The organism is Saccharothrix sp. NBAS 001, assembly GCF_056640475.1.
In genome coordinates, this window is record NZ_CM153251.1 from 4035875 (window position 1) to 4060428 (window position 24554).

A 24554-nucleotide genomic window follows, 5' to 3' on the forward strand; every position below is an offset into this window, starting at 1 on the left:
CGCGCGTCAACGCCGCTTGGTCCGCGCCCGCCACGATCCAGGCGGGCGCGGTCCCGTCACGTGATCTCCCGCCGCTGCCAACCGCTTCGCAACTCCTGCACCTTCTGCTGATCGGCGAAGTCCTCCCACTTGCGCCTGCGGCGGTCCCGTTGCCGGGCGATCCACTCGCGACCTTCGCGGGCCACGGCCTGCAGAATGTGCAGTGCGGTCTGCACACCGGAGGCATCCTGGGCGATCTCCCGGAGCCTGGCCTCGTCCTCGCTCTCGTCGGTCATGCCGCGGAAGTCGTCCACCAGCACGTGGATGAAGCTGCCGTTGACCAGCGACAGCTCCATCGCCTGCCGGAAGGTGAACTGGTCACCGGCCCGAACGTCGTCGACCACCCGCACGATGTGCCGGCGCTTGCCGGCGAACTGCACGCCAACCTCGTCCAGCTTGGCGTAGGCCAGCGCGTCGTAGCGGAACGACATGTCGTGCGGGTCGTGCACGTTGCCGGTGAAGAAGTCCAGTTGGTACTCGGTCTGATGCACGCCGCCATCGGTCAGGAGGAAGACCTTCACCCAGTACTCCGAGTACCGGACGGGCGCCATCCGATCCCGTGCGCGCAGCGCCCCCGGCGCGCCCTCGGTGAGTTCGACGTGGCAGATGATGTCCTTGCTGGACAGCTGGGTCCGGCGCATCGCGCGGCATTTGAGGTGCAGCACGTCAAACCGCAGCCAGTACGCGATCTCGTCATCGGACGGCCGGTCGGCCAACACGCGGAGCCAGTCGTGGTATGCGTGCTCCTCCTCGCGGATCTGCTGGTCGTACTCGGCTTGGAGGGCCGCGCGCAGCCGGAACTCCGCGAGCACGTCGGCCGCACCGAAGGCGCAGACGCCGAGTCCGATCGCGAACAGCACACCCGCACCCGGTTGCAGGAGGACCAGTCGCAAGCCGAACATCGCCGCGAGCACGAGGCCGACCGGCGGCAACACCTTGGCGTACCACTTGGTCTTGAGTTCCGTGCGGAAGCGGAGCAGCGCGCCCGCCTGCCACTGCGCCTTGATCCGGTTGGTGTGCCACTGGATCAACCACGTGAGTCCGGACGGCTCGGTCGTCGTGGCACCGTAGAGCCGGACGAACCAGTCGATCAGCGACACCCTGATCCCGGCGGTGTCGACGTCCCAGTCCTTCTGCGGCTCGTAGTAGACCGGGTTGACGTGGTGGCGGACCACGTGTGTCGGCGGACGCAGGGCGTCGAACGCGGCGTACACGCGCGCGGCGATCTCCTGCACCTTCCAATCGGGCACTTCGCGCGGCGGACCCGCGTTCCAGCCCTGGAACCACGTCTCCCGCTCGACGCGCCTGCCGTCGACCACCTTGGCCTGGACGCGGAACCAGGCGAACAGGAACACACCGCCGAGCATCGCCAGCGGGACGAACCACGCCGCAGCCGGGCCGGCGTCGGTGAGGACGTCGAAGAGGAGGCCAAAGCCCCATAACGCGACGATGCCACCGAGCACGGCCATGGCCCAGGCGCGGTAATCCGGTGGCGTCTTGGCCAGTACGGCGGGCAACGGCGGCGCGGGTTCCGGCTGGAAGTAGAGCCACACGCGGTGTTCGCGCCGCTCGTCCATGCGGTGATGTTCCGCGAGCGAGGCGATGGCCGCGTCGAGCGCGTCCTGGACCGCGCCGTCGAGGATCATGTCCAGGTGCCGGGCCATCTCCTGCTGTCGGGTGTCGGGCAGCGCTTGGAACGCCGTGGCGACGTCGGACAGCTCGACCTTGCTCGGCCCGGCCGCCCGGTCCTGCCGCTCGACGTAGGAGATCAGGTGTTCCATCACCCGCAGCGCCCGGCTGTACTCGTCAACGACTCCGGGTAGGGCGCGTGCGTCCCTCAGCGCGGAGACGATCTTCTTGAACTCGATGGGCGGCAGTTCGTTCAGCGTCCGGTCGCTCAGGATGGTGAGCACGAAATAGTAGTGGAATCTGGTGTTCACTGGCCCCGCCTGCCGCACCTGTTCGAGCAGCTGCTCGGCGACGCGCGGCTGGCCGCCGCGCAAGTAGGTCAGCGCGTTCTCGAACTTCACCCCGGGTGGTACGCCTGGGTTGTTGTTGTAGATCGACTGGTGGATGACGCCGCTGTTGACGCCGACCTGCGTCTGGACGTTGCCCCGGTTGTGGAAGCTGGTGTGGTTGGCGGTAGTCATTGGTCGCCCGCCAGACTGCCGAGTGCCAAGCGCAGGGCGGGCACGTTGCCGAGCAGTGCCCGCAGCCGGTCCAGGTCGTCCGGGTGACGGGCGTTGCGGATGCCGTCGAGCGTGACCATGGCGACGTTGAACAGCTCGGAGTCGACCTGACCGGTGTTGTGCGCGTGCACGACGGCGGCGGTGAGCGCCTCGATCCGTTCGCGTGGCAATGGGTCCCGGGCCGAGTGCACGAATCCGCTGTTGGTCCCGATCTGCGTACCGACGTTGCCGTAGTTGTGGAAGTTGTTGGCAGGTTCGCCCACTGGGCCGGCCTTTCCCTTGCTGCGGCGGGATTGTGGGAGAGCGGCGACGAGCGCGGCGGCGAACGCGGCGGCGTTGGCGGCAGCAACGGACTGCCAGCCCTGCGCGTCGGTGGCGTCCTTGTCGTCCACGTGGTCGCTGATGCCGCGCACGGTCATCGCCGGGGTGGCCATGTTCAGGTGTGCGGCATTGGCGACGCCGGCGCTCTCCATCTCGATCGCGACGGCGTCGTTGTAGTGGTGGTTGATCTGCTTGGCGAGCGGTGACTCGCTCGAGTTGAGCACCACTTCACCGGCCGCGACCGGCTCGAAGTGGACTCTCGGCGGGTTGGGGCACCAGTCCTCGGCCCGGGCGATCGAGCGGGCCAACTGCTCGACGTGGTACGGAGTTTCCCAGGCACGCGGATGGGCGTCGAAGCCCGTCGCCGACTGGCGGCCCCCGTGGTAGCCGTAGACGCGGCTGGCGACCACGACCTCACCGAGTTCGAGCCAGCTCCGCAGCCCGCCGGCGACGCCGACGAACAGCACCACGTCCGGGGTGAAGGTACCGATGGCGCGTTCGGTCAGGGTGGCGGCAACGGCGTTGCCCACGCCGGTGAGGGCGATGGCGGTCTCGTGACCGCCGATGGTGCCGACTTCGAACCGGGTGCCGGCCTCGTGCGGGTGGGACTCGATGTGCGAGAGGTGCGCGCGAACTGCCCGGTACTCCACTTCGAGCGCGGTGAGCATCACGATCATGTGTCGCTCCGTCGTCCGGATACCGTCCCGGACCGTAGTGGACCGGACGAGTTTACGTCAATATGACGGATACAGGCTTAACCTGGTCGGATGACGGAGTCGGAGTGGCAGATCCCGGATGTTGCGGTGGCCGTCGATCTTGCGGTGCTGACGGTGCGCGCGGACCAGTTGCAGATCCTGCTGGTGGAGCGGGGTATAGAGCCGTACTGGGGAGCGCTGGCGCTGCCGGGTGGCTTCCTGGAGTCCGCCGCGGAGGACATCGAGCACGCGGCTGTGCGGGAACTCGCCGAGGAGACCGGACTGGACGCGGGCAAGCTACACCTTGAACAGTTGCGCACCTACGGCACCCCCGACCGCGATCCGCGGCGGCGTGTGATCACCGTGTGTTACCTCGCCTTGGTGCCGAACCTGCCGGTACCCGTCGCGGGCGGCGACGCGGACACCGCCCGCTGGGTGCCGGTGGAGACCGCGTTGGCAGGCCGACTCGCGTTCGACCACGCCCGGATCATCACCGACGCCGTGGAGCGCGCCCGGTCGAAGCTGGAGTACACGACGCTCGCCACCGCGTTCTGCCCGCCCGAGTTCACCGTCACCGAGCTGCGTCGCGTCTACGAGATCGTGTGGGGCGAGGAACTCGAATCCCGCAACTTCCACCGCAAGGTGACCGGGGCAGAAGGATTCCTGGTGCGCACCGAGGAGCAGACGGCCCGCAACGGCGGGCGGCCCGCGCTGCTCTACCGCAGGGGCCCCGCTTCGCTGCTGCACCCGGCTTTGCTGCGTTCCAGGAGGTCTCTCGACACCGAAGGGGTGACCGCTTGAACACCGATCCCGTCGCCGCGCTGCACGCGGCGTTCAACTCGGCGCGGCTCTGGGAGGCCCGACACCGGCGGGCACCCACCGAAGAGACCTTCGGACCGTACTCACGAGCCGTGCGTCTCCAGCTCGCCTTGACCCCGGACGGGCATCCCACGAAGCCGATCGTGCTCGCCGAGCTGGCGACCGCTCTGGTGAGCATCCCTCAACTCGACATGGGAATTGTGGCGCAGGAGAGGCTGGACGAGGCCCTGGCCCTGGCCAACGCGGCCGTCCTGACGGTCAACGGACCGGCCACCCACCACACCCTAGTGGCCCGTGCCACGGTGCTGCGTCACATGTTCGAGGCGCGATCGACGAACGTCGAGGCGCTCGAAGGCGCCATCACCGACCTCCGGACCTGCCTGGACCTCATTGCGGAGGGCGACGCCACGAGCCTCGGACGGATCAGGAAAGAACTGGGGACCCTCTTGTACCACAGGCACCTCCACTCCGGGGTGCCAGGCGACCTGCTGACGGCCCTCGACCTCCTGCATCGTGCGCACGAGGACCTCGAAGCCGACCCCGTCGAGTCCATCGCGGCGTTGGGGAACTTCGCCGCAGCGGCGATGGTGGCGAACGAGATGACCGGGAACGACCGGTTCAGCCGTGACGGCCTCGCCGCCGCCCGCCGGGTCCTGGAGTTGCACGAGGACCTGGAAGACGGTGAGAGGAAGGCGTCCGCCTGCGAGAACGTCGCGCTCCACCTGGTGCGGAGGTTCGACCACACCAACGACAGCACGGCACTTGCCGACGCACTTCGCGCGTACGAGTCTGCGGTGCGGGCAACGCCGCACCGCGGACCGGACCGGGCCAGGAGGTTGTGCGGGCTCGCCTCGGCGCTCGCGTTGTCGTACCGGGTCACGGGCACGCGTGCGGACCTCGACCATGCGGTCGGACTCGCGCGTGAGGCCCGCGACGTGGTGCCGGCCGGGCACTACGTCCACGGACAGGTGCTGGCAGCGTTGGCGGCAGTGCTGAGGACGTACTTCCCGAAGGACAGGGACATCGCGCGGATGCGGGAGGCGGAGGCCCTCCTACGCGAAGCCGTGGCGGAAACGCCCACGACGAGTCCGGACTACCTCGTTCACCGGCTGAACCATGTGGGTGCGCTCTTGCACTGCTACGACGAGAGCCGTGACGCCGACCTGCTGGTGGTGGCGGACCGGGCCACTCGCGAGGTACTCGACCGGATGCCCGCCCACCACAGCGGCCACGCAGCGGCACTCCGGGCACGCGGAACGGTGACGCACCAACTCGCCCTGCTCGACCCCGCGGACCACGCGCTCGCCGCCGAGGCGCTGGACTGCATGGAATCTGCGGCATACAGGCCCGACGCACCCGACCGGCAGATCGACGCGGCGGCGAAAGCCGCGCTGGTGGCGTCCGGGATGAAACAGTGGGAGCGCAGCGCACGGCTGTCGGCCCACGCCGTGTCACTCCTACCCAGGCTGGCCTCCCGGCGGCTGTTCCGCTTCGACCAGGAGCGCCTGCTCGCGCGGTTCGGGGGTCTGGCGCGCGAGGCTTGCGCGTACGCGCTCGAAGCGGGCGACGAGCCAGGCGCGTTGGCAGTGCTGGAGCAAGGGCGGGAGATCCTCAACTCACAGATCCTGGAGAACCGCGACGACCTCGCGGAGTTGCGTGCCCTGCACCCGGAACTCGCCGCGCGGATGGACGCCTGTCGCACCCGGTTGAGCCCGGCGTCGCACGCCGGGACGGAACCCACCGCCGCCGAGCGGGACGAGATCCACGCCGCCGCCGGCCAGTGGGAGGCGTTGGTCGAGGAGGCGCGGCGACTTCCGGGATTCGAAGGGCTGTTCGCGACGATGCCCCACGACGACCTCATCGCCCTCGCGGACGGCGGGCCGATCGTCGTCGTCAACGTCGCTTCGTGGCGCACGGACGCATTGTTGGTGACCTCGGCCGGTCTGGAGGTCGTGGAGTTGCCGCACGCGGGCCTGGCCGATCTTCGCGAGCACTACCACCGGTTCACGTCGGCGACCGAACGCGAGGAGGGTTCGACCCCACAGGACATGGCGGACACGTTGGCGTGGTTGTGGGACGTAGTCGCAGAACCCGTGTTGGAGCGTTTGGGGTCAACCGGGGGAGCACGGCTGTGGTGGTCGCCGACCGGCCCGTTGGTCTTCCTGCCTCTTCACGCGGCGGGTCGACACCAGGAGACGAACGGTGCCGCACCGCAGACGGTAATGGACCACGTGATCTCCTCTTACACGCCCACCCTGCGGAGCCTGGCTCTCGCGCGCAACCGACCGGCGGCAGTGCCGGGGAACACCCGCCTCCTGGTCGTGGCCGTGCCGGATGTCCCGGACGAAGTGCGGCTCACGGCGGCAGTGCTGGAGGCGGAACACCTAACAGACCGGGCCGGGGCCGACGTGCTGAGCGACGAGCACGCGACCCGCGACGCCGTGCTCGACGCCCTGCCCCGCTACGAGTGCGTGCATTTCGCGTGCCACGCGGTGCAGGACGTGCGGATGCCGACGGCCGGCTCGCTGCTGCTGCACGACAACCTGACGGCACCGCTGACCGTGCGGGACATCGGTGAGCTGGACCTGTCCCGCGCAGAAATCGCCTTCCTGTCGGCGTGCGCCACCGGGCGCGGAGGCATCGCGCTGACCGAGGAGGCCATCCACTTGGCGTCCGCGTTCCGGCTCTCCGGATACCGGCACGTGATCGCCACCCTCTGGCAGGTTGGGGACTACGTCGCGTTGCGTTTCGTCAGAGCCGTGTACGAACGCATCCGCGACGAAGGCCCCTCGGCGACCGCTCGCGCAGTGCACGACGCGGTGCTGCTCCTCCGCGCGAAGTACCCGGACAGGCCGATGTTGTGGGCATCCCATTTCCACACGGGAGCTTGAGCGTCCCTTCGGCTTGACTCGTTCCCGTACCGGTCGGTAAGTACGAACACTGCGAACGCGGCTTCCCGCACCACGTGATCGGAGCGACCGCCGTGACTGTTTCCCTTGTGGCTACAGCGTTCGCGTCCCTGGTGGTGATCTCCGCCGCAGGCTGGGCGTCCCTGCGCATCGGGGCGCGGACACGACCGCCGAAGGCCCTCGGGTCGACGCGGGCCTACCTGTACCAACTGCCGGCGGGCGGCCCACTGCTGGGCATCGTCACCGGAGACCTGCGCAACGTGCGCTGCGCGGAGGTATGGGTCAACTCCGAGAACACCGCGATGAGGATGGCCCGCATCGACGAGTACTCGGTGTCGTCGATCATCCGATACGAAGGGGCGCGACGCGACGCCACCGGACGGGTCGTCCAGGACACGATCGCAACCGAACTGGACCACAAGGTCGGGACGCACCGCCCGGTACCTGCCGGCACGACAGTGGTCACCGGCGCGGGTGACCTGGTCCGCTTCGGCGTGCGGTACGTCGCCCACACGGCGGCCGTACAGGGCGAACCCGGCGCGGGCTACCGGCAGGTGAGGGAGGTCGGCCGGTGCGTGTCGGGCGCGCTCGCCGAGATCGACCGGATCGCCGGACCCGCACCGGTGAACTCGGTACTGTTCCCGCTGCTGGGCACCGGGCAGGGCGGTGGCGACCCGGGACCGACGGCGCTCGCGCTGGCCAGTGCCGCCCTCGACTACCTGACGGCGGCCGAAACCTCGGTCACGACGGTCTTCCTACTGGCGTACACCGACACCGACCTGGCCGCGTGCCGGGCCGCGTTCACCAGGTTGGGGCTGCGGCAGTTGCACGACAGAGCCGTGGCCGTCGTCCCGGCTGCGGACACGGGCTCACAGCCCTCACAATGGATGCCGAAGGTCTTGAAGGTCGGGGTGTCCGTGGACGTGGTCGGCTACGGGCGGCGCACCGCACCCGCACGGGACGAGGTGCAGCGGCGGCTGGTGCGCCTGCTGCGCGACGCTTTCGCCGAAGCCGACGTCGATCTCGATCGCGCTGAGCACGAGTGGCTGGGCGACGGCGCTTTCGTCTACTTGCCCCACGACGTCGACCTCAGCCGCGCCCTGGTCTCGCTCGTCGCCGCCGTCGAGCAACGGCTCCGGGAGGACAACCTGGCCCAGGACGACCGGGTGCGCCTGCGCATGGCGATCACCGCCGGCCTGGTAGGGCCGGCCGCGACCGGGTACTCGGGACCGCTCGCCGTCGACCTCGCACGCATGACCGACGCCGGCCCGCTCCGCGCGGCGGTCGTCGGCGAGCCCGATGCGGATCTGGTGGTCCTCCTGTCCGACTACCTGTACTCCCACGTCCTGCGCCTGGGGTACGGAGCGCCGCCGCCCTCGGCGTTCACCCAGGTGGACATCAGTTTGAAGGAGTTCAACGGGTCGGCCTGGCTGTGGATCCCCTTGGGGAGTAAGAGTTGCGGCTGATCGGTGCGTCACCGCGGGCCTGGACCGTCCGCCTGCTCGACCTGCTCGATCAGCACCACCACCAAGTCGCGCTGGTCGATGTCGATCGGCTCGGCGACCGTGTCGTTGTCGTCGCGTGGCACGCCCGCACGGCGCACCTCGCGATCGGGGCTCAAGGCCTCCAGCGCGTCGCACGCGCGCTCGATGGCCGCGGGGTCTCCGGACTCCCACGCCGTGGAGAGCGCGGCGAACGCCTGGTGGACGGCATCCCACCTCGAAGGGGCGCGGAACCGCCATTCGAGCGTGCCTTTGAGGACGTCGCGGACGTCCGTACGCAGTTGAGAGCCCATCTGCCTCCGATCCGGTGTGCGGGTTTGTCCGTGTGCGGCGACGATAACGGTCGGTCCTGCGTGCTCGTGCGGGTGATGGGAGGTGGACGCCATCGTGATCGACGACCAAGAGGTCATCCTGCACGCCTTCGCCCATGTGGGTGGCCGGGACTCCGAACGGGTGGTGGATCGTGTGCGCCGAGTGTGGGACAGGTGTGTGGCGTTGCTACAGCTGACGGAGCCGATCGGAACGGGGACGCTCGCGCTCCAGGACCCGAAGGGCCGCTGCCAGGCGTTCTGGCGGCGGGTCGACGAGATGGTGAACGTGTCGGTCCTGGTGGCCGCCCCCGGTGGCTCGTGGCCGGAGCACGATGCTCTGGTGGACCGCCTCCTCGCGGAGGACGAGGACGCTTTCCTGGGCACGGCCCGCCTATACGTCGGCACCCTGCGGGAGGGCACGCCGGACGCGCAGGTCAAGGCGTGGGAGGTGTTGGACGGCGAACTGGATGTCGGTGAACTGGTCAGCCACCGGCGCGGCGTCCGACGGCTCGTCGTCCTCGCCCGTCCGGGCGGTGAGGGGCTGCTCGGCGACTGGACGTGGGCGCAGGCGGAACCGGAATTGCCGCGTCTGGCTCGTTATCTGCTCCACACCGCAAAGGTGCGCGACCAACTCCACGTCCACACGGGGTGGCGGGGCGTGGACGTGCTGTGCCGGGAACTCTACGACGCGGGGACTGCGGTAGCAGACAACGTGCCCGATGCGTGGGCCGTGCTCCTCAGGCTGCGAACCGAGGTGGTCGACCGCGTCCGCAACCTGAAGTTCCTGCGCCGCAACGTGGAGAACGGCGAGGCCGACGCTGTCCGCTGGCTCGGCCGCGCGACGGGGGCGTTCGCGGCGGACCGCGCGCTCACGGGGTGGTTCCTCAAGCGGATCGACGACGACGTCCACTACCTGGAGGTCGCCGAGGAAGGAGCACGGCGCGTGGCCGAGCTCGCCCGAGAGGCCCGGGACCGAGTACCCGACCGGGCGGTTGAGGCCCCCGCTTTCGGGATCATCACCGCGCTCCCCGAGGAATTCGCGGCGATGCGGGCGCTGCTCGACGATCCCGCGCCGCACGTGGAGGGCGGCGACCGGACGACCTACTACGTCGGGAACGCGCCCAGCCTCGACCCCGCTCATCCGCACCGGGTGGCCTTGGTGCTGCTCGGGGATACCGGCAACAATGCCGCCGCCGATGCGTGCGCGAACCTGGCGCGCAGCTTTCCGTCGGTGAGTTGCGTGCTCATGACAGGTATCGCGGCCGGGGTGCCCGCGCCGCGGGAGCCGGTTCGCCATGTGCGGCTGGGCGACATCGTGGTCGGTGCGTGGGGCGTGGTGGACTACGACCATGTCACCAACACTCCGGAGGGCCGGGTACTGCGCCAAGCGCACCCCGTGCCGTCGTCGTTGCTGGTGCGCTACGCCAAGATGATGCAGGCGGACGAGTTGGCCGGGCAACGCCCGTGGGAGTGGTGGATAGAGCAGGGGATCGCCCGGTTGCCCGATTTCGCCCGCCCGGACGGCTGCCTCGACGTGGTCTACGCGACCGATGAAGCGGACGACGTCCACAGCCACCCCGACCCGCTGCTCAGCGGCCACCGCCTGGGGTGGCCGAAGGTCCACCACGGGAAGGTCGGCAGTGGTGACCGGTCGCTGCGCAGCATCGCCGCGCGGGACGCCATCGCGGCCGCGCACGACGTGATCGCGTTGGAGATGGAGGCCACGGGGGTGGGCAAGGCAGGGTTCTCCAACGGCTTGGACTGGCTGGTGATCCGGGGGATCAGCGACTATGGGGACCGGCGCACGGAGCGGACGTGGCGCAACTACGCGGCGCTGGTCGCTGCGGCGTACACGCGAGCCCTGCTCCGAACGTGCCCGCCCTTGAACGCCCGAGGCGGCCACAGCCGACGTGTGACGCGTGCCGGTGGCCGATGACGCGCTGGAACCGGTCAGCGTGGAAGGCCTCCTGCTCGCCCGCCACGAGAACGGAAACCCGGGGATGCTCGGCTGGGCAGCCGCCTGGCACACCAACGCGGAACGGCCTCGAAACCACACCGCGTGCAGGTCGAGTTCTCCTCGAAGATCAGCGCGATATCCTTGCCCACCAGGATCTTCGCTTCGGCACAAGCGAACTTGGCACGTGTTGGCGACTGGGCGAAGCCCCAGCGGTCGGCGACGGTCGTCCGGTCGGCAATCGATCTCCAGCAGTCAACACTGGCGTGAAGCGCACGTGGGTGGTCGGACGGGCGATCGTGGAGCCGGACTGCCTCGACACACCGTCGACCGATCCTCGACGGCCTGGCCAACGAGACAACCCGGCATCGGTCCATGCGCGGGCCAGGCTGCATGTCGGGTTTGACATCCACAAGCCGGTGACACTCGAATAACAACTGTGAATGGAGTACACCTGTTCCCCAGTCTATAGACCCGCAAAAGTACGGAAGGTTCGCCCTAAGGAGTGCGTGGCTGGTCAGACTGCCGGTACCGCCGCCCAATACGACGGCACCCGTTGGGCTGATCGGGGTTGGTCGGAGCCGTCACGCCCTGCTTTACTGGCAGACCGGAACAGTCGACTCGTCGGGGGCGACGCGGTGAGATCTCAACAAGGCGAAGCGTCACGAATCGACAGTGGTCTGGCGTCGGTGGACGACCGGTTTCCCACGAGACGAGCCGCGAACCAGCCTCGGTACCCACCCGGCGACGGTGCCCCGTTCAAGTCTTTCGGTCTGCGCTTCCTTCGCGACGCCGCGATCTCGGATCAGAGGGCGTTCCGGTACTCGCACGAACTCCAGGTAGCGGTGTTCGAAGGCACAGGTCAGGACACGGTTCTGGCCGGGACCTCAAGCGGCGGAACGGACCCGATGACCGGGGACGAGGAGATGGACTTCCACCAGCCCGACGACGATCCACCGTGACAGTCTTGATCATCAGCGGCGATGCCGATCCGACGACCAACCGCATCGTGCGTGAACTCGACAAGCGCTCGACGCCGGTGTTCCGGTGCGATGTCGGCTGGTTCCCCACAGGTCTGGTGCTCGATGCTGTGCTGGACGGTTCCCGTTGGCGTGGTTCGTTGAGCACGCCGCACCGCGTTGTCCGCCTTGAGGACATCCGGTCGGTTCTCTTCCGCGGGCCCACCAGCTTCACATTCGAAGCCGGGTTGCCACCAGCCGAACTCCGCCACGTGCGGCTTGAGGCGCGGTTGGGTCTGGGTGGCGTGTTGGCTTCCTTGCCGGTGCTCTGGTGCAACCACCCCGCCAAGCAGGCGGACGCGGGGTACAAGCCCTGGCAGCTGGTTGTCGCGGCGCAGTGTGGTTTCGCTGTCCCCCCGACGGTGGTGACGAATGCCCCCGAGGCCGTTCGGCGCTTCACCGACGACGTCCCGCGCATGGTGAGCAAGGTGCTCGGCGCCAACCGGATCGACGACGGCTCCGTGTCCCGGATCGCCTACACGCGCTTGCTGGAGGCGTCCGACCTGGTCGACCTGGACGGGGTCAGGATCACCGCCCACCTGTTCCAAGAGTGGTTGGACAAGTCGTACGAAGTGCGTGTCACCGCTGTCGGATCCGCGCTGTTCGCTGTCGCCATCCATGCGCACAACGCTGCCGCCCGCATCGACTGGCGCAGTGACTACGGAGCGCTTTCCTACACCGAGGTCGATCCACCGGAGGCGGTCGCGACGTCGGTTCGGAGGTTCCTGGAGGCGTTCGGCCTCAGCTTCGCCGCGTTCGACTTCGTCGTCACTTCCGACGGGCGCTGGCACTTCCTGGAGGCCAACCCAGCGGGCCAGTTCGGCTGGCTGGAGGATGCCGTCGGCCTGCCCATCAGCGCCGCCGTCGCCGGGCTCCTGGCCGGCACGTCGTGAACGGGGACCACTCGCAGTCGGCCCTCGCCACGGGTCCCGGAGGGGTCGTCCAGGCAGGACGTGACGTGGTGACGATCCACCAGTCCGGACCTGCCCCACGGCCCGAGCGCCCCCGACTGGTGTCGGTGGAGCCACCGTGGGACCGGGTCGACCACGAGGTCCGGGGACGAGCCGACCTGTTGGTCGAACTGACCGACCGAGTCGCGGACGAGGCTGGTCGGTTCGTCGTGCTGCACGGTGCCGGTGGCTACGGCAAGACGACACTGGCGCTGCACTTCGCGCACGCGCAGCACGCACGAGGTACCACCGTCTGGTGGGTGTCCGCTCACGACGAGCACTCCGTGATCGCCGGTATGAGGGAAGTCTGTTTCCGAATCGGTGTACCACCAGACCGGATCCAGGCGGCGCAGACGGGGCAGAGGTCGGCGCCGGACCTGTTGTGGAACAGCCTGGCGGCCTTCCCGCACCCGTGGTTGCTGGTCATCGACAACGCCGACGATCCCGAACTGGTCATCGCGCCGCGTGCCACCCGTCCCCTGGGACCGAGTTGGCTGCGCAGCACCGAGGGGTGCCACGGCTCGGTCCTGGTCACCAGTCGTGATGGAGGGCGGAACTCATGGGGACCGCGGGCCCTCCTGCTGCACGTGCCCGCCCTGAACCCCGACGACGGTGCCCGCATCCTGCTCGACCTCACCGGTCGGGACGACGGGCACTTCGACGCGGCTCGTGTCGTGGCAGCACGCTTGGGCGGCCTGCCCCTCGCGCTCCGATTGGCCGGTCTGCACTCGGCGATCATGGCCACCGCGCCCGCCTTGCCCGGGCTTCCCGCGATGCACACCTTCACCGACTACCTGACCGCCCTCGACGAGCGCTTCATGACAACGATCGAAGCCACGTCACCACACCATCGTAAACGCAGAGAGCCCCGTGAATTGATTACCGAAACCTGGGAACTGTCACTGGACGTGCTCCGCAGGGGCGGACAGGCACAAGCGCGTGCGCTTCTCCGGTTGCTTTCGTGCTTCGCGAACGACCCCATTCCGTATGAACTGCTCAACGCCCGCATCATGGCTGGCTCGCCGCTGTTCACCGGAATCACGCCGGAAAAGCTCCTCGCACTGCTCGACGGCTTGGCGGAGCTCGGTTTGACCGAGCACACCACCACGTCCGACCGACCGGGACATCCGCATCAGCCGGAACTGGTGCTGCACCCGGTGGTGCGCGAGAGCAACCGTCACCACCACGACGTCAAAGACGACCCGGTCCGCTACGTCGCGCTCTCCGCGGCACTGGTGGATTCGGCCACCCGCGACCTGGAGCACGAGGACTCCACGACGTGGCCGCGCTGGCAAGCCCTGGTGCCGCACTGCGCCAGTCCCCTGCACCTGTGGCCGGAGGCGTGGCTCGGGGCCGCACAGCACATCGGCTTGGTGCGGACCGCCGCCGCCGCCGTGCACCGAAGCGGGCGTTTCCTGTACCAGTGCGGGCTGTACGAGCAGGCCGAGCAGCAGCTGGGCACTGCCTTGACACCGCAGCACGAACTGCTCGGCGAGGACGACCCCGACACCCTCAGAACCCGTCTCGACCTGGCGTCGGTCCTCACCACCCAGGGCAAGTTCGACGCGGCCGAGGCCGAGTTCCACACAGTGCTAGCCACCCAGGCCAGAACTTTGGGATCGGCACATCCCGACACCCTCGACACCCGCAGCAGACTGGCCGTGGCGCTGCGCGCGCGGGACCGCCTCTCGGAAGCCGAAGTGGAGTTCCGCGCCGTGTTGACCGAACAGGTCCGGACGTTGGGGCGCGACCATCGCCAGACCCTGGACACCCGCAACCGCCTGGCCCACCTGCTGCACCTGCAGAGCCGCGTGGCCGAGGCGGAAGCGGAGTTCCGCGCGGTGCTGGCGGCACGGGAGGAACTGCTGGGCGAGCACCACCTCAACACGCTGGACTCGCGCAGCGAACTGGCGTCCTTGCTGCACGTCCGAGGTGACCTGCCCGCTGCGGAAGCCGAGTACGACCGGCTGCTCCGCGCCGAACGCATCGCACTGGGCGAAGACCACCCCAAGACCGTCGTCGCCTACAGCCACCTGGTCATGTTGCGTCACGACCAGGGCAAACTGGACGGGTTGGAAGCCCTCTACGATGCCGTCCTGGAGAAGCAGAGGCGCGTGCTGGGGCCAACCCACCTGCACACCCTCGCCACCCGCCACCGCCTGGCCAAGCTGCATTTCGAGCAGGCAAGGCTACAGACCGCCCAGAGCGAGTTCGAGCACGTGCTGCGGGAGAAGACCCGGGTCCTCGGTGAGCAGCACCACGCCACGCTCATCACCCGCGAGTACCTGGCACTGACCCTCGCTGCGCGCGGGCACACCGCGACCGCCGAGTCCGAGCTGAAGGAGCTGCTGGGCATCCGCCTGCGCACGATGGGAAAGGACCACCCCCTCACTTCGGCCACACAAGCCAATCTTCGCTCCGTCGGTGGAACACCGCTGCGAGAGGAGGACGACACGAACTCCTGTCGCTTGGCCGCGCGCCCACCGGAGAGGGATTGGCGTGTGGTGTGGGCGAAGGTCTCATCCGTGCACGGTCGTGTCACGCGCTGGCTGCCGTTGCAACAGCACTTGGACGATGCCGGAGCGGTCGCCGTCCGGCTGGTCAACGAGTGGTTGTCCACCCAGGTCGTGGCCCGGATCGCAGAGGAGTTGCCCGACGGGGTCGCGGGTGTGCCGGTGTTGGCGAGTTGGCTGGCGCGGGTGCACGACGTGGGCAAGGCCAGTCCGGCATTCGCCGTTCAGGCACGGATACCGGCAGATCAGGTACGTGAGGCCGGGTTGGTCGCCTCTGCGGAACTGTTGGCCCACCCTCGGCGGAGGCAGGTGAACCACGCGCTGGTCGGGCATCTGGCGGTCCGCGACTACCTGCTGGACCGATGGGGTCCTGAGTACGAGCTCGTCGCCGAGCAACTGGCCAGTGTCGTGGGCAGCCACCACGGAACTCCACCGGAGAGGTCGCAGCTGCGGGAAGCCGAGGGCCATCCGGACCTGGCTGGACGTGGGGTGTGGTCACAGGCTCGGCAGTTCTTCCTCGACCGGGCCTCGGCGGGGATCGACCTGGACCAGTACCGGGACTTGCGGTTGAGCAGGCCTGTTCTGGTGCTGTTGACGTCGATCGTCGTCCTGGCGGACTGGATCACCTCGGACGCCGGGCTGTTCCCGTTGTTGGACGGCGTCGAGGACCCCGTCGAGTTCGACCTGGTGCCACGGGTGGAGTCGGGCTGGACGAACCTCGGTCTGCCGCGTCGGTGGCAGGCCCGTTCGATGGGGCCGGATGTGGACGCCGCGTCGCGGGAGCGGTTCATCGGAGGATCCGAGGCGCGTGAGGTTCAGGTCGCGGCGGTGGAGGTGGCCTCGGCGCTGGCACGACCGGGGCTGATGATCGTCGAGGCGCCGATGGGATCGGGCAAGGTCAACGCGGCGTTGATGGCGGCCGAGGAGTTGGCGGCGAGGTCAGGAGCCGACGGCGTGTTTGTCGCGTTGCCGACCCAGGCGGTGAGCGATGCGATGTTCGAACAGGTACGGCGCTGGGTCGACGTGCTGCCAGGACGTTCCGGATCGACCCGGGTGACACTGGTCCACGAGGCGGTGTCGTTCGACGACGAGGTGTCGGAGGTAGAGCGTCAGTGGCTCAGCGGCCCCAGGAAGGGGCTGCTGGCCGCGTTCGTGGTCGGCACGATCGACCAGGTGCTGTTCGCCGGACTGAAGAGCAAGCACTTGATGCTGCGACACCTGGGACTGGCGGGCAAGGTCGTCGTGATCGACGATGCGCACGCCTACGACGAATTCATGACGCAGTATCTGCGGCGGGTGCTGCACTGGTTGGGCGCTTACAGGGTGCCGGTGGTACTGCTGGCGACGACGCTGACCGCTGAACGGCGTGCCGAGCTGCTGACTGCCTACGAGGGGCGACCGGTCGCCGTGCGGCGCGACCTGGGATATCCGGTGATCGTCGCATCGGGTGGTGTTCAGCGAGTGCTGCCGATGGCGTCGCAAGGGACGACCGTGGCACTGGACCGGTTGCCCGACGATCTGGAGACTCTGACCGCCTACTTGCGGGAACGCCTGCTGGAGGGCGGCTGTGCAGTCGTGATCCGCAATACCGTCGCGCGTGTGCAGGACACCGCAGCGCGGTTGAGCGGCGAGTTCGGAATAGAGAACGTCACGATCAGCCACTCGCGGTTCATAGCGTGCGATCGGCGGCGGATCGATTGGAGTCTGGAGCGGCGCTTCGGCAGGGAAGGCGAGCGCCCCGGCTTGCACATCGTCGTGGCATCGCAAGTGGTGGAGCAGTCCGTAGCCCTCGACTTCGATCTCGTGGTGACCGACCTGGCACCGGTGTACCCGCTGTTGCAGAGGTTGGGGAACGTGCACCGGCATGAGCGGGTCAGGCCTGCCTCGGTGGCACAGGCCCGGTGTGCTGTGGTCGGGGTCGAGGACTGGGGCTCGGAGCCGGTTCGGGCCATCAGCAGTTCGCGTCACGTCTACGACGAGCACTTGCTGCTGCGTTCAGCGGCATTGGTGTCGGATCGGCAGGACGTGGCGTTGCCGTCGGACATCGCGCCCTTGGTGCAGCACGCCTACGGTGCCCGCCCGGTAGGACCGTCGTCATGGCAGGAAGCGATGGAGGAGGCCGCTGCCAAGGCCGCCTGGCAAGCCGAACAGCGGGTGCAGGCGGCCCAGGCTTCGCTACTCGACCCAGTCGGGCCGAGCGGGCGGTCACTCGTCGACTGGATACGTCTCCAAGAGGGTGACGCCCAGGACATCATGCCTGATGCGCTACATGCCGGGGACGGTGCAGAACCGCTGGAGGTGCTGGTTCTTCAGCGGAATGCCCTGGGTGGCTTGTCGACGCCGAACTGGATCGAACACTGTGGCGACCAGCCGCTCACCGCGGATCAACTCGACGAACACGCGCAGGATCGGATGATCGCAGAGTGCACGCTGCGGCTGCCGGCGACGCTGAGCCACCCCGACGTCGTCCTCGACGTGATCGCTGCCCTGAAGGCCGACAGCGTCGCCGCGTTCAACGCGTCTCCCGCGCTGTCGGACCGCTTGGTCCTGATACTCGACGAGAACCGGAGCGCCGACATCCGACACGGCCGAGCCGACTTCCAGTTGTACTACAGCCTGCGGGAAGGACTGATTCAAGCGAACCGGTGAGCATCGGCGCGTTCAACTCGTTCTAGGCGGGACGTGCGGGCACGGCCCAACATCGTGTTCGGCACCGACCTGGACGGCGACGGCGGACTCGGCCCGACCGCACGGGAGCGGCCATCGCTTTCCAGCAGCAGGAAGGGCTGCGCGACAGCGGCGTCGTGGACGCCGGGACGTGGGATGCCCTCTTCACCGGGCAGGTCGAGAGGTCGCCCGCCGCACCGGAGATCGTCGGCGCAATGACCCGAGGTGTTCCTGGCGATCGCGGGCCAGGACGACGGCCGAGCCGGTCCTGCGAAGTTCACGGCGTTCCAGCGTGGCCACTCCCCCGACCTCACCGACGTTGACGCGCATGAGGCGTTTGCCCGCCTGGATCACGGAGGTGCAGGCCATCCCGCTCGGGGTTGCGCCGCGCCGTATGGCTGCCAGGAAAGTCCCGATCAAGCCAGCGAAACGTTGAGGTCGCTCCCCGCGGTCCTGCCACAACGACTCGCGGCGGACGCGCTTGACCGTTTCCGCCACTGGCACTGCCCGAAACGGTGCTGCGCCGACCCTGGGAGCTCCTCACACGTCGCCACGCCGTCAGATCCCGCCCAAGCTCCCCGAAGTGCCCACTCCGGAGCGTCGACCGACATGCCCTCGCCTCCGTCGACCTGCGGCCACGTGCAGTTGAGCGCGGCGGCGTCCTTCAGGAGTGGAATCGTGTGGTCTCGCCGAGTTCGGCGCGGGGCACGGTGACGTTGTTGGCCGGCGAGGAGTCGTCGGCGTAGCCGAAGGACACGCCGAGCAGGATCTTCCGGTTCTGGATGCCCAGTTCGGCGCGGATGGTGTCGGCGTAGAAGCTCAGCAGTCCCTGTGGGCAGCTGGCGATGCCGTATGCCGTCATCGCCAACATCAGCGTCTGCGCGTAGATGCCCACGTCGGCTGCCATGCGCACCTCCGCGTTAGGCGCGGTGAACAGCAGTGCGACGTGCGAAGCGCCGTAGAAGCGCAGGCTCCGGGCGTTGTACGCCTCGCGTGCCGCGCCGTCGTCGCGACCGATTCCCGCAGCCGCGTACAACCGCTCGCCCGCGTGCCGGCGTCGTTGCCCGTAAGTGCCCTGGTAGAGGTCTTCGCTGTAGGGGAAGTCCAGAGAGAGGTCGTTGCGCGCGTGTGCGGCTACCAGCGCCTCGCCGAGGCGGTGGCGGGCCTCGCCGCTGACGACCTCGACGTGCCAGGGCTGGGTGTTGGAGTTGGACGGAGCCGCCCCGGCCAGCGAGAAGACGGCCCGCAGGGTGTCCTCGGGCACGGTGTCGGGGCGGAACGCGCGGGTGGCGCGTCGTCCGCGAATCAGGTGTTCGGCGTATTCGGGCAGGTGGTCGGTGATCATGGCCTCACGTCCGCGTGGCGTCGCACCCCGAAGGTAAACGGTCCCGTTTACCTGGTGGGAACTGTAGCGGGCGGTCGGGCTCAGGTAAACGGTGACGTACACTTCACGGCATGGTCGAGCAGCCGGACACCGCCCGTCGTCGCGGGCGCGGAGGCCGGGAACGCATCCTGGCAGCGGCTGCGGCGCTGTTCGAGACGCAGGGGATCGCCACCACGGGCATGGAGCAGGTGGCGTCCACGGCACCGGTCTCCAAGCGCACCCTCTACCGGCACTTCCCCGCCAAAGACGAGCTGGTGGTGGCCTACCTGGCCCACCTCGCCGAGACCGGCCGCACGATCGGCCACGCGCTGGACCGACCGGACCTCTCCGCCAGGCAACGGCTCCTGGAGCTGTTCAGCGTGCCGGACGCCGGCGACGGGCCCGTCCGAGGCTGCCCGTTCGTCGACGCCGCCGCCGAGTTCCCGGACCCGGACAGCCCCGTGCACGCCTACACGCGCGAGCAGAAGCTGCTTTTCACCCAGCGCGTCATCGACCTGGCGCGCGAACTCGGCGCGGCCGATCCCGATGTCCTCGGCGAGCAACTGGCCATCCTCGCCGACGGAGCGGCCAGCAGGGCGATGGTGTTCAACGACCCCGAGCGCGGCCGCCACGCCCGGACAGCCGCAGAGGCACTGCTCGACGCCGCGACCGCCCGACCCGCCACCCGCCGCAGAAAGCCCGCTTGAGGGCGGCGTTCCTTACGCCACGGCCCGACATCACACGATGTCCGGCGCAGCGCCCCGATTCTGTTCGCCGCGCTCGACATCGCCACCAGGAAGGTGACCGCCTTCAACCTCGTCGAACCTGGTGGCACCTTCGACAACCGAGCAGGGCAACTGCCCGAGGAGTCAGCCGGTGCACACCAGGCGTTCGACACGTACTTGCGTCCGCGCGGACAGCACCGGGACACGCGCCACATCGTGAGCGACCACGAAAGCGGCGCTGCCCGGTGCACCGACGTCCGCTACCGGACCTTCCACCTGCTCTGACCTCACGCCCGTCGACCGTGGAATCCTGACGCGCAGCGTTGCGCTGTCCGCACCGATCCGGCACAGCCCCGGATGTGCAGCCCCGGATACTCGGTGGCCGTGGTTCTCTCAGCACTGCGGGCAGGTGGCCGCAGTGCGGTGGTCTTCGTCCCCCAAGAGAATCGCCGTGCTCAGGAATTCCGCCGGAGCCACACCGGGCACGCGCCGCGAAGCGCCCGCGATCGCGGCTCGACCGGCAGGTCGTCGAACGGCACGCCCTGCCGACTACCCCTGTTCGGCATCGACCGTGGTCGCGGGCTGGCTGCCGGGCCGGCGGCGGTTCTCGACCTTGATCCCGCACTTGCCGACCAGCGCGACACCAGCACCGATCGTGGTGACCACCGGAGCGGCCAGCACCGCGACCACCCCGAGAGCCACCGGCACCTCCAGCACCACGTCGTTCTTGCTGTCACGCACCACCACACGACGGTTGATGCCCTCGTTGACCAAGCCGCGAACGGCGTCGACCACGGCGTCCACGGCGGGACGGGGGGACTCGGGCTTGAATTCGCTCATGATTCTCCTCGAACTGCGGATGTCCCTTGACGCCTCCAGCATGCCCGTGGTCGGACATCCCGCCATCAGGGATCCCCCCGATCCCCTACCTGATTCGCCCCTCAGGGCGCCGCTCACCACTACTGGCCCCTGGACATGGCTCACCACGTTCGACGGCCGCGCGGCGGAATCCGTTGTGCAGGCCGGCCGCACAACGTCCGCTTCTGTCGATGACGCGCGCACGTGCGAAGATCCACGGCGTGGAGGCGCAGATCGTTTCGCGTGCGATGGCAGCAGTGACGGCACTGGCCGGAGAGCTGCACCTGCGGGTCGACGACGCGGTCGTGATCAACGATTCGAACATGCTGGCCCTGCACCTGTTGCCGTGCAACGTTTTCGCCCGCGTCGCAGTGGTGGGACACGAGGTGGCCGCGCTCGAAGTCGAGGTCGCCGGTCGACTCGCCGCGATCGCGAGCCCTGTCGCAGCGCTGGAATCCCGGGTCAAGCCACGGGTCTACGAACGCGACGGCTTCGCCGTGACCCTGTGGACCTACTACGACACCGTACCTGCTGACCTGGATTTCCCAGGCGCCTACGCGGACGCGCTCCAGCGCCTGCACGCCGGGATGCGAAGCGTCGACATCGCAACCCCGCACTTCCTGGACCGAGTCGCGGAGGCCGAACGGCTGGTCGCGCACCGGGATGCATCCCCCGCGCTCACCGAGACCGACCGGGATCTCCTCCTCGGCACGCTGCACAGCGCTCGTGAACGGATCCGCGGGCGCAGTGCCGCCGAGCAGTTGCTGCACGGCGAACCGCATCCCGGCAACCTCCTCAGCACCCGCGAGGGCCTGCTGTTCATCGACTTCGAGACGTGCTGCCGCGGCCCCGTCGAGTTCGACGTGGCCCACGCGCCGGAGGCGGTCGGCGCACGTTATCCGGGTGTCGATCAGATCCTGCTCGCGGAATGCCGACGGCTCGTGCTCGCGCTGGTCGCCGCCTGGCGTTGGGACGTCCGCGACGACTTCCCGGACGGGCACCGGCACGGCCGGAACATCCTGTCCCTGCTCCGCAAGGGTCCACCGTGGCCCGCACTCGGTGCTCTCGTCACCGATGCCGGCTAGCGGCGTACTGCGCGCGTAGGCGGTTTGGTCGCTACGTCTGGTTCACGGCCTGCTTGACGGTCTTGATCACCGGCGCGGTCTCCACGTGTGTGATGGCGGGCAGCATGGCCACCCGGCCGGTCAGGTACCGGTACAGCTCCCGTTGGTCCGCGCACACAACGCTCGCGTACAGGTTCGTCGGCCCGGTCGTGGCGGCGGCGAACGCGATCTCCGGGTGTCCGGCCAGCGCCGCGCCGGCCTCCTCCAGGTGCGTGGGGACGACCGAGAGCCAGAGCAGGGTTCGAGGACCGGCACCGAACAGGCGTTCGTCGACGTCGATGTCCAGGTACAGCACCCCGCGTTCACGCAGCTCGGTCATCCTGCGCCGGACCGTCGTCGGCGACCAGCCGGTCACCGCGGCCAACTGCTCGAACTCGGCCCGGCCATCGGCGGCGAGCGCGGCGAGGAGCCTGCGGTCCCCCTCATCGAGCCGCACCGGCCCGGGGCGGTGCGGCACCGGGAGCGGGCGCAGCCGCTCGATCGCCTCCTCGTCCAGCGAACCGAGCTTGGCGACCAGGCTGTCCGAGCCGCCGTAGAACACGTGCAGCACGGAGTGCGCGGTCACCCCCTCCACCCGTGGGGTGCGCGGGAGCTTGGCCAGCAGCAACGTCTCGCTGTCGGCGGCGCTCTCGGTGCGGACCGTGCAGGTGATCTCCGTGCCGCCGGAGGTGATGCTCACCCAGGACGTGTCGGGTCGCCGGGCCAACGCCTGCGCGACCGGGACCGACGCGGCCGGCGCGCAGCGCACCCGCAGGAACCACAGCACCGCGCCCAGCGCGGTCGGGTCGACCCCGCCGAGCACTCGCACCACCCCGGCCGACCGCAACCGGGCGTACCGGCGGGCGATGGTGCGATCCGACACGCCGAGGACCGCGCCGATCGTGCTGAACGGGGCCCGGCCGTTGATCTGCAGGGCGTGCACGAGCCGACGATCCAGCTCGTCGTAGTCGGATTCCACCGATCCGAAGGTAGCGAGCGTCGGATACCTGCGCAATCAAGCCGGTTTCTGGCGTGACCGCGTCGGACGGCCGAGCGTTGCTCTCGTCCCGATCGCCACGACCAAGGGGGAGCCATGGACACCGAAGTGCTCGTCGTCGGGGCCGGCCCGACCGGCTTGATGCTGGCCAACGAGCTGCGGGTTGCGGGAGTCCGCGCCGTGCTGGTCGACAAGCTGTCGCAGCGCAGCACGTTGTCGAAGGCGGGCGGCGTGCAGTCCCGCACGCAGGAGGCATTCGACCAGCGCGGGCTGCTGGAACCGTTGCTGGCCACCGGAAATCACCAGATCGGAACGGCCCACTTCGCCGGTATCGCGCTCCCGCTCACCACAGGCAGGCACCGGCTTCAGTGGCGGTCCATCCCGCAGGTGGTGATCGAGGGCTTTCTGGAGCAACACCTTGCCGCACAAGGCATCCACGTGCGGCGCGACCACGAGTTGACCGGCATCGACCAGGACGCGGACGGGGTCACCGCGACCTTCGCGAGTGGCGTTGTCATCCGCTCCCGCTACCTGGTCGCGGCCGACGGCGGCCACAGCACGGTCCGGTCGCTGCTCGGGGCGGAGTTCCCCGGCAGGCCGGGCACGAGGACCGTCATCGCCGCCGACGTGCGGTTGGGCGGCGACGACCAGCCGACACCGCACAACCGGAGCAGCGACGGGCACTGGGCGTCGGTGTTCCCGCTCGGCGCCGACGCCCAGGGCAGGCCGTTGCGCCGGCTCTCGCTGGGCGGACCGGGCCGGTCGCTGCCCAGGGAGGTCCCGGTCACCGAGGACGAGATCGCCGAGGGGCTGCGAGCCGTCTTCGGCTCCCGGGTGGAGCTGCTCGAACTGCGCTACGCCCGCCGCATCACCAACGCGGCCCGGCAGGCGGCGCAGTACCGGCACGGGCGGGTGTTCCTGGCGGGCGATGCCGCCCACGTCCACCTCCCGATCGGCGCACAGGGCATGAACACGGGCATACAGGACGCACTCAACCTCGGGTGGAAACTCGGTGCCGCGGTGCACGGCACAGCCTCCGCGCACCTGCTCGACACCTACCACGCCGAACGCCACCCGGTCGCCGCCGCCGTCCTGCGCAACGTCCAGGCGCAGAGCCTGCTGATGGACCAGGAAGGCACCTGCGACCCGGACCTGACCGCCGCCAGGGAAGTGTTCACCGCCCTGACGCAACTGCGGGACGTGCAGTACCACCTTGACGACATGCTGTCCGGGATGGGCATCCGCTACCGGATGCCGGGCGCCGGGGAACACCCGCTCGTCGGCCTTCCCGCACCGGATCTGGACCTCGGCCCCGTCCGGTCGCACGAGCTTCTGCGGCACGGGCACGGCGTGCTGATCGACCCGGCCGACAGGTTCGCCGAAGTCGCCGCCCCGTGGCGGGACCGGGTGGACCGCGCGGGTCGGGCCGCCGTCGCCGAGCCGATGCTCGTCCGGCCGGACGGCTACGTGTGCTGGGCAGGCGACCCGGGCGGCCTTCGACCGGCACTCGGACACTGGTTCGGCGAACCGCGCTGACCAACAGCGCTTTCGTTCCCGCTGCACGCGGTGACCTTTACGGCGCAACGGAAACGCATGGAATGTCCTTTTTGGACTATCCGG

16 protein-coding genes are annotated in these 24554 nt (G+C 69.0%); 10 read left to right on the forward strand and 6 right to left on the reverse strand.

What is annotated here, in order from left to right:
- Positions 1-56 precede the first annotated feature (56 nt).
- Positions 57-2189 (reverse strand): hypothetical protein, encoded by a 2133-nt coding sequence (locus tag AC0HI0_RS16780; protein WP_480933303.1) that lies wholly within the window; start codon positions 2187-2189, stop codon positions 57-59.
- Entirely contained in the window at positions 2186-3226 is a 1041-nt protein-coding gene (locus AC0HI0_RS16785) for a 5'-methylthioadenosine/S-adenosylhomocysteine nucleosidase family protein (protein ID WP_480933304.1), read from the reverse strand. Before AC0HI0_RS16785 ends, AC0HI0_RS16780 begins: the two co-directional genes overlap by 4 nt.
- 90 nt (positions 3227-3316) lie before the next feature.
- Here AC0HI0_RS16785 and AC0HI0_RS16790 point away from each other — a divergent pair, with 90 nt between their 5' ends.
- From AC0HI0_RS16790 to AC0HI0_RS16800, 3 genes are all read left to right on the forward strand, one after another.
- On the forward strand, positions 3317-4045 hold the full coding sequence (locus AC0HI0_RS16790; protein WP_480933305.1) for an NUDIX hydrolase: 729 nt from the start codon (positions 3317-3319) through the stop codon (positions 4043-4045).
- Positions 4042-6954: a CHAT domain-containing protein gene (locus AC0HI0_RS16795; RefSeq protein ID WP_480933306.1), complete on the forward strand. Its 2913-nt coding sequence runs from the start codon at positions 4042-4044 to the stop codon at positions 6952-6954. The genes AC0HI0_RS16790 and AC0HI0_RS16795 overlap by 4 nt, the downstream gene beginning before the upstream one ends.
- 107 nt (positions 6955-7061) lie before the next feature.
- Complete coding sequence (locus AC0HI0_RS16800; RefSeq protein WP_480933307.1) at positions 7062-8438, forward strand: macro domain-containing protein; 1377 nt, start codon at positions 7062-7064, stop codon at positions 8436-8438.
- 8 nt (positions 8439-8446) lie between these two features.
- Here the strand turns inward: AC0HI0_RS16800 and AC0HI0_RS16805 are convergent, their stop codons facing one another.
- The gene (locus tag AC0HI0_RS16805; RefSeq protein ID WP_480933308.1) at positions 8447-8884 is read right to left on the reverse strand and encodes a CATRA system-associated protein; all 438 of its coding nucleotides are present in this window, start codon (positions 8882-8884) and stop codon (positions 8447-8449) included.
- A gap of 46 nt (positions 8885-8930) precedes the next feature.
- On the opposite strand from AC0HI0_RS16805, the gene AC0HI0_RS16810 reads away from it, so the two are divergent.
- The 3 genes from AC0HI0_RS16810 to cas3 all read left to right on the forward strand — a co-directional run bounded on the left by AC0HI0_RS16810 (position 8931) and on the right by cas3 (position 17870).
- Positions 8931-10721, forward strand: coding sequence for a CATRA conflict system CASPASE/TPR repeat-associated protein (locus AC0HI0_RS16810; protein ID WP_480934310.1), 1791 nt, complete (start codon positions 8931-8933; stop codon positions 10719-10721).
- A gap of 976 nt (positions 10722-11697) precedes the next feature.
- On the forward strand, positions 11698-12651 hold the full coding sequence (gene tgmB, locus AC0HI0_RS16815) for an ATP-grasp ribosomal peptide maturase (protein WP_480933309.1): 954 nt from the start codon (positions 11698-11700) through the stop codon (positions 12649-12651).
- A 65-nt stretch (positions 12652-12716) separates the two neighbouring features.
- Complete coding sequence (gene cas3, locus AC0HI0_RS16820; protein ID WP_480933310.1) at positions 12717-17870, forward strand: CRISPR-associated helicase Cas3'; 5154 nt, start codon at positions 12717-12719, stop codon at positions 17868-17870.
- Positions 17871-18552: 682 nt separating this feature from the next.
- On the opposite strand, the gene AC0HI0_RS16825 is transcribed toward cas3, so the two are convergent.
- Positions 18553-19233 (reverse strand): nitroreductase, encoded by a 681-nt coding sequence (locus AC0HI0_RS16825; protein WP_480933311.1) that lies wholly within the window; start codon positions 19231-19233, stop codon positions 18553-18555.
- A 110-nt stretch (positions 19234-19343) separates the two neighbouring features.
- Here AC0HI0_RS16825 and AC0HI0_RS16830 point away from each other — a divergent pair, with 110 nt between their 5' ends.
- Both AC0HI0_RS16830 and AC0HI0_RS16835 read left to right on the forward strand, forming a co-directional pair.
- Entirely contained in the window at positions 19344-19958 is a 615-nt protein-coding gene (locus tag AC0HI0_RS16830; RefSeq protein WP_480933312.1) for a TetR/AcrR family transcriptional regulator, read from the forward strand.
- A 93-nt stretch (positions 19959-20051) separates the two neighbouring features.
- Positions 20052-20261 carry a hypothetical protein gene (locus AC0HI0_RS16835; RefSeq protein ID WP_480933313.1) on the forward strand — a complete coding sequence of 70 codons (210 nt, stop codon included), beginning with the start codon at positions 20052-20054 and terminating at the stop codon, positions 20259-20261.
- 264 nt (positions 20262-20525) lie between these two features.
- On the opposite strand, the gene AC0HI0_RS16840 is transcribed toward AC0HI0_RS16835, so the two are convergent.
- The gene (locus AC0HI0_RS16840; protein WP_480933314.1) at positions 20526-20816 is read right to left on the reverse strand and encodes a DUF4342 domain-containing protein; all 291 of its coding nucleotides are present in this window, start codon (positions 20814-20816) and stop codon (positions 20526-20528) included.
- A gap of 239 nt (positions 20817-21055) precedes the next feature.
- Between AC0HI0_RS16840 and AC0HI0_RS16845 the strand changes: the two genes are divergently transcribed.
- Positions 21056-21919, forward strand: a complete 864-nt coding sequence (locus AC0HI0_RS16845) for a phosphotransferase family protein (protein ID WP_480933315.1) — start codon at positions 21056-21058, stop codon at positions 21917-21919.
- 31 nt (positions 21920-21950) lie between these two features.
- Here the strand turns inward: AC0HI0_RS16845 and AC0HI0_RS16850 are convergent, their stop codons facing one another.
- Positions 21951-22916 carry an Lrp/AsnC family transcriptional regulator gene (locus AC0HI0_RS16850; protein ID WP_480933316.1) on the reverse strand — a complete coding sequence of 322 codons (966 nt, stop codon included), beginning with the start codon at positions 22914-22916 and terminating at the stop codon, positions 21951-21953.
- Between the two features lie 114 nt (positions 22917-23030).
- Between AC0HI0_RS16850 and AC0HI0_RS16855 the strand changes: the two genes are divergently transcribed.
- A complete protein-coding gene (locus tag AC0HI0_RS16855) occupies positions 23031-24470 on the forward strand; it encodes an FAD-dependent monooxygenase (RefSeq protein ID WP_480933317.1) in 1440 nt (479 codons plus the stop codon).
- The last annotated feature ends 84 nt before the right edge of the window (positions 24471-24554 follow it).

Excerpts from the sequence above, each read along its gene's own strand:
- AC0HI0_RS16790 (WP_480933305.1), top strand. The coding sequence starts at position 3,317 with ATGACGGAGTCGGAGTGGCAGATCCCGGATGTTGCGGTGGCCGTCGAT.
- AC0HI0_RS16855 (WP_480933317.1), top strand. The coding sequence starts at position 23,031 with ATGGACACCGAAGTGCTCGTCGTCGGGGCCGGCCCGACCGGCTTGATG.
- AC0HI0_RS16805 (WP_480933308.1), bottom strand. The coding sequence starts at position 8,884 with ATGACCTCTTGGTCGTCGATCACGATGGCGTCCACCTCCCATCACCCG.
- AC0HI0_RS16785 (WP_480933304.1), bottom strand. The coding sequence starts at position 3,226 with ATGATCGTGATGCTCACCGCGCTCGAAGTGGAGTACCGGGCAGTTCGC.
- AC0HI0_RS16830 (WP_480933312.1), top strand. The coding sequence starts at position 19,344 with ATGGTCGAGCAGCCGGACACCGCCCGTCGTCGCGGGCGCGGAGGCCGG.
- AC0HI0_RS16825 (WP_480933311.1), bottom strand. The coding sequence starts at position 19,233 with ATGATCACCGACCACCTGCCCGAATACGCCGAACACCTGATTCGCGGA.
- AC0HI0_RS16840 (WP_480933314.1), bottom strand. The coding sequence starts at position 20,816 with ATGAGCGAATTCAAGCCCGAGTCCCCCCGTCCCGCCGTGGACGCCGTG.
- AC0HI0_RS16780 (WP_480933303.1), bottom strand. The coding sequence starts at position 2,189 with ATGACTACCGCCAACCACACCAGCTTCCACAACCGGGGCAACGTCCAG.